General features: G+C 63.2%; 12 protein-coding genes and 1 tRNA gene. 3 read left to right on the forward strand and 10 right to left on the reverse strand.

What is annotated here, in order from left to right; translation table 11 throughout:
• Nucleotides 1–4 precede the first annotated feature (4 nt).
• The 3 genes from JOE62_RS10160 to JOE62_RS10170 form a co-directional block, all read right to left on the reverse strand.
• A complete protein-coding gene (locus tag JOE62_RS10160) occupies nt 5–1,003 on the reverse strand; it encodes an epimerase (RefSeq protein ID WP_204722267.1) in 999 nt (332 codons plus the stop codon).
• Between the two features lie 9 nt (nt 1,004–1,012).
• A complete protein-coding gene (locus JOE62_RS10165) occupies nt 1,013–1,888 on the reverse strand; it encodes a VOC family protein (RefSeq protein ID WP_204722268.1) in 876 nt (291 codons plus the stop codon).
• Nucleotides 1,889–1,963: 75 nt separating this feature from the next.
• Nucleotides 1,964–2,812: an SDR family NAD(P)-dependent oxidoreductase gene (locus tag JOE62_RS10170; protein WP_204722269.1), complete on the reverse strand. Its 849-nt coding sequence runs from the start codon at nt 2,810–2,812 to the stop codon at nt 1,964–1,966.
• 134 nt (nt 2,813–2,946) lie between these two features.
• On the opposite strand from JOE62_RS10170, the gene JOE62_RS10175 reads away from it, so the two are divergent.
• The 3 genes from JOE62_RS10175 to JOE62_RS10185 all read left to right on the forward strand — a co-directional run bounded on the left by JOE62_RS10175 (nt 2,947) and on the right by JOE62_RS10185 (nt 6,100).
• Entirely contained in the window at nt 2,947–3,456 is a 510-nt protein-coding gene (locus JOE62_RS10175) for an Lrp/AsnC family transcriptional regulator (RefSeq protein ID WP_066138551.1), read from the forward strand.
• A 206-nt stretch (nt 3,457–3,662) separates the two neighbouring features.
• Nucleotides 3,663–4,727 carry a histidinol-phosphate transaminase gene (hisC, locus tag JOE62_RS10180; protein ID WP_204722270.1) on the forward strand — a complete coding sequence of 355 codons (1,065 nt, stop codon included), beginning with the start codon at nt 3,663–3,665 and terminating at the stop codon, nt 4,725–4,727.
• A complete protein-coding gene (locus JOE62_RS10185; RefSeq protein ID WP_204722271.1) occupies nt 4,724–6,100 on the forward strand; it encodes an amino acid permease in 1,377 nt (458 codons plus the stop codon). The genes hisC and JOE62_RS10185 overlap by 4 nt, the downstream gene beginning before the upstream one ends.
• 37 nt (nt 6,101–6,137) lie before the next feature.
• On the opposite strand, the gene JOE62_RS10190 is transcribed toward JOE62_RS10185, so the two are convergent.
• The 7 genes from JOE62_RS10190 to JOE62_RS16540 form a co-directional block, all read right to left on the reverse strand.
• Nucleotides 6,138–6,812 (reverse strand): DNA alkylation repair protein, encoded by a 675-nt coding sequence (locus tag JOE62_RS10190; RefSeq protein WP_204722272.1) that lies wholly within the window; start codon nt 6,810–6,812, stop codon nt 6,138–6,140.
• A complete protein-coding gene (locus JOE62_RS10195) occupies nt 6,803–7,444 on the reverse strand; it encodes a GyrI-like domain-containing protein (RefSeq protein ID WP_239543332.1) in 642 nt (213 codons plus the stop codon). The genes JOE62_RS10190 and JOE62_RS10195 overlap by 10 nt, the downstream gene beginning before the upstream one ends.
• Before the next feature lie 22 nt (nt 7,445–7,466).
• On the reverse strand, nt 7,467–8,486 hold the full coding sequence (locus JOE62_RS10200) for a magnesium and cobalt transport protein CorA (protein ID WP_338085779.1): 1,020 nt from the start codon (nt 8,484–8,486) through the stop codon (nt 7,467–7,469).
• A gap of 179 nt (nt 8,487–8,665) precedes the next feature.
• Nucleotides 8,666–10,396 carry an HNH endonuclease signature motif containing protein gene (locus tag JOE62_RS10205; protein WP_204722275.1) on the reverse strand — a complete coding sequence of 577 codons (1,731 nt, stop codon included), beginning with the start codon at nt 10,394–10,396 and terminating at the stop codon, nt 8,666–8,668.
• A 107-nt stretch (nt 10,397–10,503) separates the two neighbouring features.
• Nucleotides 10,504–10,576, reverse strand: a tRNA-Ala gene (locus JOE62_RS10210).
• Nucleotides 10,577–10,648: 72 nt separating this feature from the next.
• Entirely contained in the window at nt 10,649–11,029 is a 381-nt protein-coding gene (gene rsfS, locus JOE62_RS10215) for a ribosome silencing factor (RefSeq protein ID WP_121866901.1), read from the reverse strand.
• 57 nt (nt 11,030–11,086) lie between these two features.
• A complete protein-coding gene (locus tag JOE62_RS16540) occupies nt 11,087–12,601 on the reverse strand; it encodes a hypothetical protein (RefSeq protein ID WP_204722276.1) in 1,515 nt (504 codons plus the stop codon).
• Between the last annotated feature and the right edge of the window lie 82 nt (nt 12,602–12,683).

The raw sequence follows: 12,683 nt of genomic DNA on the forward strand, positions 1-12,683 counted from the left end.
GTCCTTAAAGTTGTTCTCCAGCCAGGTTATGGGCAACGTCTTCCAGTGCCGCGTCCAGGTGCGGCCAGCGGAAATGGTACCCGGTGTCTTGCAGCACCCCGGGCAGCGCCCAGCGGGATTTCAATAGCATTTCGGGTTCCACACGCAGCACGAACATGGCCGGTTCCAGCATCCAACGATACGCGGGCAACCCGAATTTCCTGCCGGTGGCGCGGCGCAGCGAGGACATCAGTTCCCGATTCGCCACCGGGTTCGGCGAGCTGAGATTGACCGGCCCGGTGATTTCGGGGTGCTCGATAATATGCCTGATCGCGCCCAGCGCATCATCCACGTGGATCCAGCTGAAGCGCTGGTTTCCGCGCGTGCGATGCCAGCCGCTGCGCTCGGATCCGCTCGGGTCGTCTCCGATGCCGCGGTACCGCCGGTGCGCAGGCCACCAGCCATCGTGCTGCGCCCCGCCAAACCCCAGCCGCGCAATGGCCAGCAGCTTGCGCGTGGCTGGGCCCTCGCCAAGCACGATCGCCATGCGCAGGGCCACCCGGCGCGTGGGCAGCTGGCCGCGGAAGAACTCGCGTTCCCAGTTGCGCGCCACATCCACCGAGAACCCTTCGCCGATCCGGCCGTCGGCTTCGGTGTTCGGCGCATCCATGCTGTGCCGGTAGATGGTCGCGGTTGACGCATTCAGCCACAGTTGCGGCGGATTCGTGGCCCGGCTAACCGCTTCGTGCAGCGCACGGGTCGTGTCCACCCGCGAAGCGAGGATCTCGTTGCGGGCCGCATCGTGATAGCGGCAGCCGACATTCTTCCCGGCCAGGTTCACCAGCAGATCCGCGCCGTCGACCAGTGCCTCCAGCCCCGGGCCATCGCCCCACTGGGCATCGGACTTCTCGCCGCGGCCGATCACCGCCACTTCGTATCCGCCCTCGCGCAGCTGCGCTATCAGCCGCACGCCGATGAACCCGCTGGCTCCTGCCACTACCGCCCGCCGTGCAGCGCCGCCCATTGTTCCCCGCTAGAAGTCGTTGATCACCAGTTTCTTCATCTTCAGCATATTCTCGAAAGCGCCGGGCCGCTCCATCAACTCGCCCATGTTCGACGGGACGATCTGCCAGCTCACCCCGAATTTGTCGGTGAGCCAGCCGCAAGCTTCAGCTTCGGGCACCGCCGACATCGCATCCCAGACGCGGTCGATTTCGGCCTGCCCGTCGCAGTGCCATTCCAGCGAGACGCCGGGGGTGAAGGTGAAGTCCTGCGGCACACCCGAGTCCATGGCCGCCACGCAATCCTCGCCCAAGGTGAATTGGGCGTGCATCAGCGCTTCGGCGGTGGCGGATTCTGTCGGCTGGCCGTACGGGTAGGCGCTGTCCAGCTTCGCGCCGAGCACCTGCCCGTAGAATTCGATGGCCTCGGCTGCACGGTTCTGCGCGGCACCGCCGAACATCAGCGAGGGAATGACCGAGGCACGGGGCTCGACCGGTTCGCTGGTTTCCATCAGCTGCCAGGAAACGCCGTATTTGTCGTTCACCCAGCCGTAGCGTGTGCTGAACGGGTAGGCATCCAGCGGCATCAACGCGGTGCCGCCTTCCATCAGCGCGGACCAGGTGGCGTCGAGCGGCTCGCGCTGGCCGGTGTTGAAGACCAGGATGATCGAGATCGAGGGATTGGGCGCGAATTCTCCGCCGGCGTTGACCAGCGTGATTTTCGTTCCGCGCACCCACAGGGATACGGTCAGCGGCTTGCCAGCGAAAGGTTGCTGGAAATCCAGCAGCCCTTCGTTCGGGTAGCGCGATTCAACTTCTGTAGTTGCCTCCGGCAAGGAGCGGGCATAGAACTCCCCCGCCTCCTCGCCATTGCCTTGCATCCATAGATTGACAGTGAGATTTTGCATGACGGACCTCCTCGCTGGGCGATGCTCCCAAGCTACCCCTTCAAGCCCGCTGGCAACAGGTGGAACAGTGATTTTTCAGCCCCGGTTCACCTGCACGTCCCGCGGTGTTCTCCCGGTGAACTCGTCCATCGAGTGGTACACGCCGATGACCTTGCCCGCCACGAAATCCCACGCCGCTCGGGGCAGCACGCCGCGCAGCAGCTGGCCCAGCTTGCTGGTCCACGGCATCAGCACCAGCGGGGTGCCCGCAAGCATCGCCCGCCACGCGCGGTCCACCACCGCTTCCGGTTCGAGGATCGGGGTCAGCAGCATCGACTTGGCGCCGGCGAACATGCCGGTGCTGATATAGGTCGGGCAAATCGTGCTCACGGCGATCTTGTCGTTGTCCTCCAGCTCGAGGCGCAGCGAATCGCTGAAGGACAGAGCTGCGGCCTTGGAAGCGGCGTAGACGCTCATGTTCGGGTTGGACACCAGTGCGGCCGCCGACGCCATGGTCAGCACCCGGCCCTTGCCGCGCCGCCCCAGCTGCGGAAGCAGGGCGTGGGTCAAGTACATCGGGGCTAGCGCGTTGACCTGCATGGTCGCGGTGATCTGCGCGGTGCGGTGCTTGGCGAAGGATGTGCCGGTTACCACCCCGGCGTTGTTGACCAGCACGTCGATTCCCCCGCTCTCAACCGCTTGGGCGGCGTACTGGTGGATCTGGGCTGGGTCGGCAAGATCCACCACATAGGCCTCGACAGTGCCGCCGAGCCGGCGCAATTCTTCGGCGGCCGCGTCGAGCCTTGCCGTGTCGATATCCCAGATGACAACGCGCGCCGCACCTTCGCGGCAGGCCCGCTTGGCGAAGAGCAAGCCCATCCCCTGCGCCGCCCCGGTGATCAGGACATGCAAGCCGGCTACCGATTGAAGAGGCGCCTTGCCCATATCTGTACTCCTTAATGTCCGTATGGCACCAGCCTAGCGTGTGTCGCGGCTAACAATTGGGCTATTTTCATTCAGTGCGCCCAGCATTCACCGCTAGCCTTGGAGCATTGGACCGACTTGTCGAAAGGACGACCGTGCGCATTGACCGCCTGGACGCGGATTTGATCGAACTGCTCACCGAATCGCCGATGCTGCCGGTGATGGAGTGCGCCCGGCGCCTGGGTGTTGCCCGCGGCACGATCAGCAGCCGGCTGGCCCGGCTCCACGAGGCCGGCGTGATCCAGGGCATCATTCCGCGGATCAAGCCTGCCGGGTTCGGCTACACGCTGGTCGCGTTCTGCCAGGTGGAGATCATCCAGCGCTATGGGCATGACCCGGTGGCGACCGCGCTGGAGGAATCCATCCCGGAGATCGTCGATATGTACACCGTGACCGGCAGCTCGGATTTGCAGTTGCGCGTGGTGGCCCGGACCCCCGAGGACCTGCAGGAGATCTTCAACCGGATCAACAAGGTGCCCGGTGTGGCACGGACCTCATCATCCTTCGCCCTGCACGAGCATTTCCAGGGAAGGACCCTGCCACTGGTCGCAGCGTGCGCTAGGAGCGAGGCCGATGTGGAAAAGAGTGGGCAGATTGACCAGTAAAATGGGTTACTTGGCGGAGAATGCTATGCAGCCTGCATAGGCACAGGGGTTGCGATTGCGCCGGCAGATTCAATCAACCTACAGTCGATGCTTGTGAATCGCGACACGCGAGGATATGAGCAGGGCCACCGTTGACCACGCACCACGGCTTTGCCATACGAACGATTGCCGGCCTCGTGCAGCTCTGGCAGTCAGAGAGGAACCTCATGACCCTTCACCAGCGCCCATCCTTGCAGGATGTGCCCGCTTACAAACAGGGCAAGCCCGCAGCCGCTGGAGCCTCGAAACTTTCATCCAACGAGTCGCCGCATGCGCCGTTGCCATCGGTGCTGGACAGCATCCAGGACGGCCTGGCCACCATCCACCGCTACCCGAGCATCGCGGCACCCGAACTGACCGGCGCGCTCAGCGCGCAGTTCGGCATCCCTGCCGAGCACATCACACTGGGTGCCGGATCGGTCGAGGTCGCAGCCCAGATCATCCATGCAGTGGCCGCCGAAGGCGATGAGGTCATGTATGCGTGGCGCTCCTTCGAGGCCTACCCGTCACTGGTGCGCATCGCCGGGGCCACCCCCGTCGAAGTGCCGCTGGATGCCGAATGCCGACACGATCTTCCAGCCATGCTGGCCGCCATCACCGAGAAGACCCGGCTGATCTTCATCTGCAATCCGAACAACCCGACCGGGACCGTGGTGCAGGCCCAGGCGCTGGATGACTTCATCAACGCTGTGCCGCGCAATGTGCTGGTCGTCGTCGACGAAGCCTACGTCCATTTCGACCGTTCTGACGTGCGGGCCGACGGCATAGAGCTGTTCCGCAAGTACCCGCATGTGGCGGTGCTGCACACCTTCTCCAAGGCCTACGGTCTGGCCGGCTTGCGCGTGGGATACGCAATCAGCCCGCTGGAAGTCGCTGCGAACCTGCGCAAGGTTGCCGTGCCGTTCGGCGTCACCGACCTGGCGCAGCGTGCCGCGGTGGCCTCGCTGGCCGCCATTGACGAACTGTCAGTGCGCATCGAGGAAGTCGTCGCCCAGCGCGAGCGGATGCACGATGCACTGGCCGCCGCCGGATACCCGGTAGTGAAGTCGCAGGCGAATTTCGTCTGGGTCGATGCCGGCGAGTCGACCGTGGAGCTCGAAGCGAAGCTGGCAGCCGGCGGCGTGGTGGTTCGCGCCTTCCCGGGTGACGGCTTGCGGATCTCTTCGGGCACCGCGGAAGATGTCGACCGCGTGCTCGCCGCCCTGCCAGCCGTGCAGGAGGCCACCGCGTGAGCGCAGTCAAAGCCCCCGAGCAGCTGCATGCGGGGCTGACCCAGCGCCAGATCTCCATGATGGGTCTGGGTGGCGCGATCGGCGCTGGCCTGTTCGTCGGGTCAGGCCAGGCGATCTCCATCGCCGGACCGGCTGTACTGGTCTCCTACCTGATCGCCGGCACAGTGATCATCGTGATCATGGCGATGCTTGCCGAAATGGTTGCCGCGAACCCCTCCTCGGGTGCGTTCTCGACCTTCGCCGGCCAGGCCATGGGCCGCAGCGCCGGCTCCACGCTGGGCTGGCTGTACTGGGTCCAACTGGTCGTGGTGATCGCCGCCGAAGCCACCGGAGCCGCCGCCATTACCGCCGGGTGGGTGCCCGCATTCCCGCAGTGGGCATGGGTGCTCAGCTTCGTGGTGATCCTCACCGGGGCGAATCTGCTCGGCGTGCGCAACTACGGCCGTTTCGAATACTGGTTCGCCGTGATCAAGGTGGCGGCGATCATCGCCTTCCTGGCCTTCGGCGCACTGGTATTGGCGGGCGTGATTCCCACCCCTGAACCGGTGGGCTTCGCCAACCTGGCCGCCCACGGAGGCTTCGCCCCCGGCGGCATGGCAGGGATCGCCGCGGCCGTGCTGATCGTCATCTTCTCCTTCGGCGGCACAGAAGTCGTCTCGATCGCGGCCGCCGAGTCCAAGGACCCGGCGGGCAACATCAAGCGCGTGGTCAAGTCGGTGATGCTTCGCATCCTGTTCTTCTACCTCGGCTCGATCCTGGTGATTGTCGCCCTGGTGCCATGGAATGACCCGGCCGTCGCCGAAGGGCCATTTGCCGCCGCGTTGGATGTCATGCACATTCCGGGCGTGGGCTTCATGATGAACGCCGTGGTCGTGGTCGCGCTGCTTTCGGCGATGAACGCGAACATCTATGGTTCCTCGCGCATGCTGTACTCCCTGGGCCAGCGCAAGCTCGCCCCGCGCGCCGTCACCCACGTGACCGGCAAGGGCGTGCCGGCGAAGTCCGTCATCAGCTCGGTATCGTTCTCGTTCCTGGCTGTGGGGCTGAACTGGATCTGGCCGGATGCGGTCATGCCGATCCTGCTGAACGTGGTCGGTTCGACCATCATCGTCATCTGGGCGTTCATTGCCGTCACGCAGCTGATCCTGCGCCGTCGCGCGGACCGCGACGGTGTGCACCTGCCGCTGCGCCTGTGGGGTTTCCCCGGCTTGTCGATCGCGACGATCGTCCTCTTGGCAGCGATTGTCGCCATTGCGATGACCGATCCCGCCGCACGCACCCAGCTGCTGCTCACCGGCGGGCTGACCGCCGCGATCTGGGTGATCTCCAAGATCGCGCTGCGCGATAAGAGCGGGGATTCGGCGGACGCCTGAAAATCTCCGTGAAGCCTAGGTCCAGCAATTGCTGGGCCTAGGCTTTTCTCTTTGCCATTTCGGTGATCCAAATTGGCGCGAAGGGGGAAATGCACCCGGCAGAGGTCGGATAGTCCGCCAGCACCTGCAGCGACTCGCCAATCGCCAGCGCGCGCGGGCGCAGCCGCTCATGCTCGATGCCGATCTGTGCCAGCGTCGTATTCATCGCCCACTGCAAGCGGTCCGGTGCGGTACGCATCTCGGATTCGATGGTGTCCAGCAGTTGCTCCAGCTCCAGCTGTTCCGGGGCCTTCACGACCTGGTGCGCGGTCAATTCCCACGCGGCAGCCTGCTGCACCTGGTCGGACTCGTCCATGAGCAGCACGCGGAGTTCTTCGAGCAGCTTGGATTTCTTGACGATGTAACTCAGGAACCAGGCTTGGACCTTGGGAGTGGTGGCGTCCTTGCTCCAGGCCTGCAGCTGGTCGAGTGAAAAACTGCGTGGCTTGGCGATCAGCAGCGCGACCAGCCGGGTTGCGGTGTCCCCCGTCGCCCAGAGCTCGTTGGCAAGCTCCTGGTTGCTTTTCAACGCCTTTGCCAGTGCCCTGAGCTTGCCCAGATTCACGCCAAAATCGTCGCCATGCTTCTCATTGACTGCCCGGTGCTTGGGGTCTTCAAGTTCGGCCAAGGCCTGCTGCACGTCGGCAACGGTGCTCTGCGGTGTCAGTTCCATGAGTCTTCCTTCTGCTGAATCGGTTCAACGGGCTGGCGCAGGATGGTGCGAAGCTTTTCCGGTGCCACCTTGCGCGGGTCGCCGAGGTAGATTTCGTGGTGCTTGCCGGTCATGCGCAAACCCTGCGCCGGAATGAATTCGTGGTGCATCGTGGCCAGAATTCCGGCTTCGTCATCGTAGGGGCCGACGTGCAGCGTCTGCACGCATTGGCCTTCGTGGAGCGTCTCCATCCGGATGCGTCCGGGGCATGGCAGCTGCTTCTCTTCCTGTGCGGCTTCCAAGGCTTGCGCGAAGTCGGCCCCAGTGAGCCATGCAGGGGCCATGAGCATCATCGTCCAGCTCCATTTCGATTTGTCCCGCCGCTCGGTGAACACTGCCATGTCCTCGGCCCACCAGAGTCCTTCCAATGGCGGGACGACGTAGTCCCGTCCCTGGGCCTTGCTCGCGAATTTGAGCTTGTAGGCGACGGGATACAGAGTTTGCAGGGCTTGCTGGTACGCGTCGCTGGTGTTTGGATCCCCGGCCCCGTCGATCATCAGGTACTGTGCTGCTGGCACCGGCAGGACACGGAATTCCCCGGCTTTCGACCGGTATTCGTCCAGTGATTTCTTGAAGTCAATTTTGTCCGGCAAGGATTTGCCTGAAGCCTTCCGCCTAGAACCATTTACGCCATTTGAATACACCATACAGGGCTGCGGCAAAGCCGAGCATGAGGCAGACAGCCACCGGGTAGCCGAATGACCAGTGAAGTTCAGGCATGTTATCGAAGTTCATCCCGTAGATGGCTGCGATCAGCGTCGGGGCGAACAGGATGGCAGCCCAACCCGAGATCTTCTTCATGTCCTCGTTCTGCCGCTGTGCCACGAGGGTGGAGTTCACGTTCAAGATCTGCGAGAGCGCATCCCTGTATTCCACGGCTTGGGTGTGGGCACGGGTGAGGTGGTCGGTGACATCCTGGAGGTAGGTTTCCAGTTCTTCGGGCACCGGGTACTTCTTGAATCCGTCATCGAGCGATTGCACCACTTCCAGCAACGACGCGGTCGCGTGCTGCATGTCGATGACTTCTTGGCTCAATCGGTAGATTCGTTCGGTGACCGCAGCGTCCCCGCTGAAGACTTGGCGTTCGATCTGCTCCTTGTCGATGCCCAGCCCGTGGAGCACCGGGACGTACCCATCGACGATCTCATCCAGGATCCGGTACAGGACTGCCTCAGCGCCCAGACGGAGCAGTTCCGGGTCCTTCAGCAGCAACTGGTCCTTGCGCAGGCGCCCGTTCCTGATGGACTCGACGAACCCTTCGCCGTCGGTGCCATCGATCCATCGGCGGTCCTGGCAGAGGACAGCTACAGCGCCTCTGCGCACCAGGATGTGGAACTCGGACAGCTCCACTTCTTCGGTTTCGTCCAGGTACAGAGCCGAACGCACAACGAGCAGGAGCACCTCGCCGTAGCGTTCGAGCTTCGGCCGCTGGCGGGCGTGGACGAGGTCTTCGACGAGCACCGGGTGCAGGTCCCACGCCTCGGTAAGTTCTTGGATGTCAGCCTCATCCGGGGTGGGATAGAGCGACAGCGCGATCCGCTGGGGTCCGGACTGGCCGAAAGCCAGCGCGTCGGCTGCGCTGGTGCCTTCCGGTGCAGATTCCACGGTGCCGTCGTCAATATAACGCACTGCCATCGAGGCATGTGATGACTGATGGGTTCCATAGGCTGCTCTGGCGTTCGCTGCCCGGCGTTGAACTCGTGACATTTTGCTCCTGAATGATCTTCGTTCATTCAAGTATGGCAAGTCGCGAACGCATTTCGGCGTTGATCAGTTCTCCGGCTTTTCGACTGCCGATTCTTGGCGGCCGAAGCCTAGGGGTCGACGATTTCTGCATCCAGCTTTCCGGCACGCCACTGGGCCGTGGTCTCATCGGCCAACGCTTCAGCTTCCAACGCCTCTGCCGGTGTCATGAAATAGGTATTGATTCGCAATTTCTGCTCGGGATCCAATTCGGGTGAAAGCAGCACCATGGGTCTGCTTTGCGGGATCTTCACCGCATGGAACAGTCCGCAATGACGGGCCGTGTGATGGATTACGCAACTCAAGGCCGCATTCTTGATATCCGTGCGTCCGCCCTGTTCCCAGGCGTCCAGATGATCGAGTTCGCACCGTTCGGCAGGCATGCTGCACCCCGGATAGGAACAGCCGCGGTAGGCTGCCCGTATCGCCCGGCGTTGGGCCTTGGAGTACAACCGTTGCGTCCGGCCCAAGTCGAGAGGCAGGCTCTTGCCGTTCAACACCACAGGATAGATCCCCGCATGACACAACGCTGCCCTGGCTTCGCCCGGCGATAGCTGAATTCCCGAAGAAGTGACCGCGAAATCAGATGCCTGTGCCAGCATCCGCTCGTAATTCAGGATGATGCTCACCTGCGGAGTGGCTAGTCCCGGTTGCTTGTCCGGCGGGCTTGCCGTTCGATCGCTCATCAGCAGTGCCATGAACCCGATAAGCCTCCGGCGTTCAGGTTTCAGATCTTCCCAAGGGGCCGATTCGGTGCCTGGTTCCTGCTGGTGTTCCGTAGTTTCATGCTCATTCGCGGTTTCGGCACCTGTTGCATCGTCTGGGTCCGTGGCATCGGGTGCCTCGGTGTCCGCTTGTGCGTCGTCGTCATCGGAATCGGTGCCTTCGGCATGATCTTGAGCCCAATCGGGCATGGACTGCTTATCGTCCCAATCGCGGGCTTCTTCTCCCGTGAATTGCGCTTCGGCATCCTTCAAGCCCTCGCGGTTGCCCGCCACGGTCGCCGGGTTGTCCAGCGAGGCGAAGAACGCCTCGATATAGGCTGCTTGGGAAGGCAACGCCTTCACCACATATTCGATGAGGCCATGGCGAAGTCCCTTTTTGAAGATTCCGATGCTTTCCAGCAGTGCCTTGATCGAACGCTTACCGGCCTTCACCTGCGCCACCAAGTCGCTGATATGCTTTCGGGCCGATTTGGGCTCTGCATGCATGAATGTCAAGGAATCTCGTTCAAGCTGCGCCTTCTTGGCCTGACCGGCCTCCCCCTCGCCCAGGTCCTTGCGTGCCGAATGCAGTTTCTTGCTGGCAGCAATGACCAGACGTGGGTCTGACGCAGGATCATTGAACTCGGTCGCAAGCTGGGGCAGCCACGGGGGCGTCGGCAGTCCTGCCTCATCGACGCCGCCAAGCAAGCAGTCAGCAAGGATGAGCCGTTCGCTGGCGGTGCCCAGCGGGATATCCAGCCAGTCGCGCATCATTCCACGCGTGTTCCTGAAGTGGGTCCGGCCGGTAATGGTGCAGCCGGCTGCATCTTCGATGTTCTGCAGCGTCGGGTGCTCAGTGGCTTCTTCGATAGCCTGGAAGGAAGACTGGTCGAGCTTGTGGGCCCCGGTGCGGCGCAGCGCGTGCGCCGCGCGAATCTGGGCCCGGGACGTTTGCTGGGCGATACGCTCGATTAATTTGGCGTAGCAGGCAGCATGACCGGCGGGAATATTGCCCGCACCAAGCACAGCGGTGGCTGCGCCGATGAGCTCGAAGGCTTCAGCGAGCTGTTGCAGTGCTTTGGCGGTCTCGGTGGTCATGGATACAGCTTGCGCCGAATCCAGGGCATACAAAGGCGGGCTCGGCCTGACTGTGGAAAAGAAAAATCCTGCGATCGGCCCGAGCCGAATCGCAGGATTTTAATTTGTGGAGGTAAGGGGATTCGAACCCCTGACCTTCTGCATGCCATGCAGACGCGCTACCAACTGCGCCATACCCCCAAAAGGATTGCTACCCTGATCAGGCAACTCCATCATCATAGATGACTACCTGATCAGGATGCAAATTGACGGCTACTTCTGGTTTTCAGGGTTTTCAGCAGGCAGCTCGATCACTGGGCAGTCGGCCCAAAGGCGTTCGAGCGCGTAGAAGATGCGGTCTTCCTGGTGCTGGACGTGGACGACTACGTCGCCGTAGTCCAGTAGTACCCAGCGGCCCAGGCCGAAGCCTTCGCGGCGGATCGGGCGCATGCTGTACTTGTCGAGCACCTCGGCAACGATTTCGTCGACGATCGCGTTCACCTGAGGTTCTGACCCACCAGAAACAATCAAGAAAGCGTCGGTGACGCCCAGGCGGTCGGCAACATCCAGCGCGACCATGTTTTCTGCCAGCTTTTCGGAAGCCGCATGCGCGGCGACCTTCACGAGGGCGATTGATTCTGCGTGTGCTCCCATTGAGTGGAGTGTCTCCTTATAGAGGTGTAGATCGAGAACCTAATTGTCCTACGAAAACTAGTTGCCAAGCAACATGATCAGGCCTGCGACCAACGCGGCACCGCCCACACTGAGGGCGACGATCATCGCGATCAGCATGTTGTTGGCTCGGCGAAGACCGTGGGCCTGCACGTCAAGCGGCTGCAGACCCTGCGCGTTGACCGCGTCGATGCGTGGCATGTCGACGTCAGCAGCTGGTTGCTCGGCCTTCGGATTGGGCTTGGCCGGCGCCTCCGGCGCTGGCTTGGCTGCCGGTTTTGCAACGGGCTTGGCTGGGGCCTTGGGCGCAGGCTTGGCCGGAGCCTTAGCCGCTGGCTTGGGAGCCGGCTTAGCCGGGGCCTTGGGCGCCGGCTTCGCTGCAGTCTTCGCCTCCGGCTTGGGTGCTGGCATGGCCATCGGCTTCTTGGCTGCTGGTGCCGCTTCGTCCTTCTTGGATCCTGCGGTGAAGTCCAGCGAGACGCTCTGCGTCTTCGGGCCCTGCACGCCGGTCTTTGCGATACGGTCCTCGACCTCTCGGATGTTGCCCATAGCGCCGGTGAACGGGTCGGAAGCCTGGTCGTCCTTGCCCTGGTTGGCGTTCTGCACGCGCAGGCGTTCGCGCTCCGCGGCACGGCGGGAAATGATGGCTGCGCGGGCTGCCATTTCACGCTGGTGGGCGAGAACCTCGAGGTCGATCTCGGAGTCGTCCTCCCCCAGCAGGTTCGGATCAACCGGAGCCTTGGGCGCGTGGGCGCGGCGGGCGGCCAACGCCTGCTCGACGCTCATGACGGTAGTCTCCGGGGCATCGTCCTTTGGCGCAGGCTTCTTCGCGTCGGCGGGTTCCTGCTCGGCCTTGCCCTGATCAGCCAACGCCTGCAGGCGCAGCTGGCGGCGGGTCAGCGGCTTCGGTTCCTCGGCCGGGGCAACGGTTGGAATGTTGGTGGTCAGCGCGCCGACTTCTTCTTCAAGACGGCGACGCTCGCGCAATGCCTCACGGTCGCGGGCACGGCGCAGCGATGCGCGCTCACCCAGAGGTTCTTCGGCCTGCGGTGCACCAGCCGGCTTGGCTGCGGGCTTGGCGCTGGGGGCCTTGGCCGGAGCAGGCTTCGCCGCTTGCGGCTTGGCCTGAGCGGCGTTGGCGGCAGGTGCCTGCGGGGCAGGCTTCGCCGCTTGCGGCTTGGCCTGAGCGGCGTTGGCGGCAGGTGCCTGCGGGGCAGGCTTCGCCGCTTGCGGCTTGGCCTGAGCGGCGTTGGCGGCAGGTGCCTGCGGGGCAGGCTTGGCCGCTTCCGGCTTGCCGCCGGACTCCTTGGCGGCACGCTTGGGTGCCTGCTCCTTGGCCGGCGCCGATTTTGCAGGCTCTGCCTCGGGTGCCGGCTTGGCTTGCGGGGCCGCGTCGCTTTTCGCTGGCTTCGCCGAATCCTCGGCTCTGTCCTTCGACGCGAGTTCCTTGGCTTCTTGTTCGGCCTTGCTGCTGGCCAGCAATGCTTCCATCTCAGCACGTCGTTTTTCGCGCAGAGCTCGCCTGCTTGAAACCGGCTGCGAGTTATCGCTCATCCTGATACTTCTCCCGACCGCATAGACAAATACCGTCACCCTTACCTAGAGATTATGCCGTGTTACCCCACCCTATGTGAGG

The sequence above is a fragment of the Glutamicibacter nicotianae genome (assembly GCF_016907615.1).
In the GTDB taxonomy this organism is placed as follows: Bacteria; Actinomycetota; Actinomycetes; order Actinomycetales; family Micrococcaceae; genus Glutamicibacter; species Glutamicibacter nicotianae.

Bases quoted from the DNA above. Each gene is read 5' to 3' on its own strand.
- JOE62_RS10160 (WP_204722267.1), bottom strand. From the start codon at position 1,003: ATGGGCGGCGCTGCACGGCGGGCGGTAGTGGCAGGAGCCAGCGGGTTC.
- JOE62_RS10165 (WP_204722268.1), bottom strand. From the start codon at position 1,888: ATGCAAAATCTCACTGTCAATCTATGGATGCAAGGCAATGGCGAGGAG.
- JOE62_RS10170 (WP_204722269.1), bottom strand. From the start codon at position 2,812: ATGGGCAAGGCGCCTCTTCAATCGGTAGCCGGCTTGCATGTCCTGATC.
- hisC (WP_204722270.1), top strand. From the start codon at position 3,663: ATGACCCTTCACCAGCGCCCATCCTTGCAGGATGTGCCCGCTTACAAA.
- JOE62_RS10190 (WP_204722272.1), bottom strand. From the start codon at position 6,812: ATGGAACTGACACCGCAGAGCACCGTTGCCGACGTGCAGCAGGCCTTG.
- JOE62_RS10200 (WP_338085779.1), bottom strand. From the start codon at position 8,486: ATGGCAGTGCGTTATATTGACGACGGCACCGTGGAATCTGCACCGGAA.
- JOE62_RS10205 (WP_204722275.1), bottom strand. From the start codon at position 10,396: ATGACCACCGAGACCGCCAAAGCACTGCAACAGCTCGCTGAAGCCTTC.
- rsfS (WP_121866901.1), bottom strand. From the start codon at position 11,029: ATGGGAGCACACGCAGAATCAATCGCCCTCGTGAAGGTCGCCGCGCAT.
- JOE62_RS16540 (WP_204722276.1), bottom strand. From the start codon at position 12,601: ATGAGCGATAACTCGCAGCCGGTTTCAAGCAGGCGAGCTCTGCGCGAA.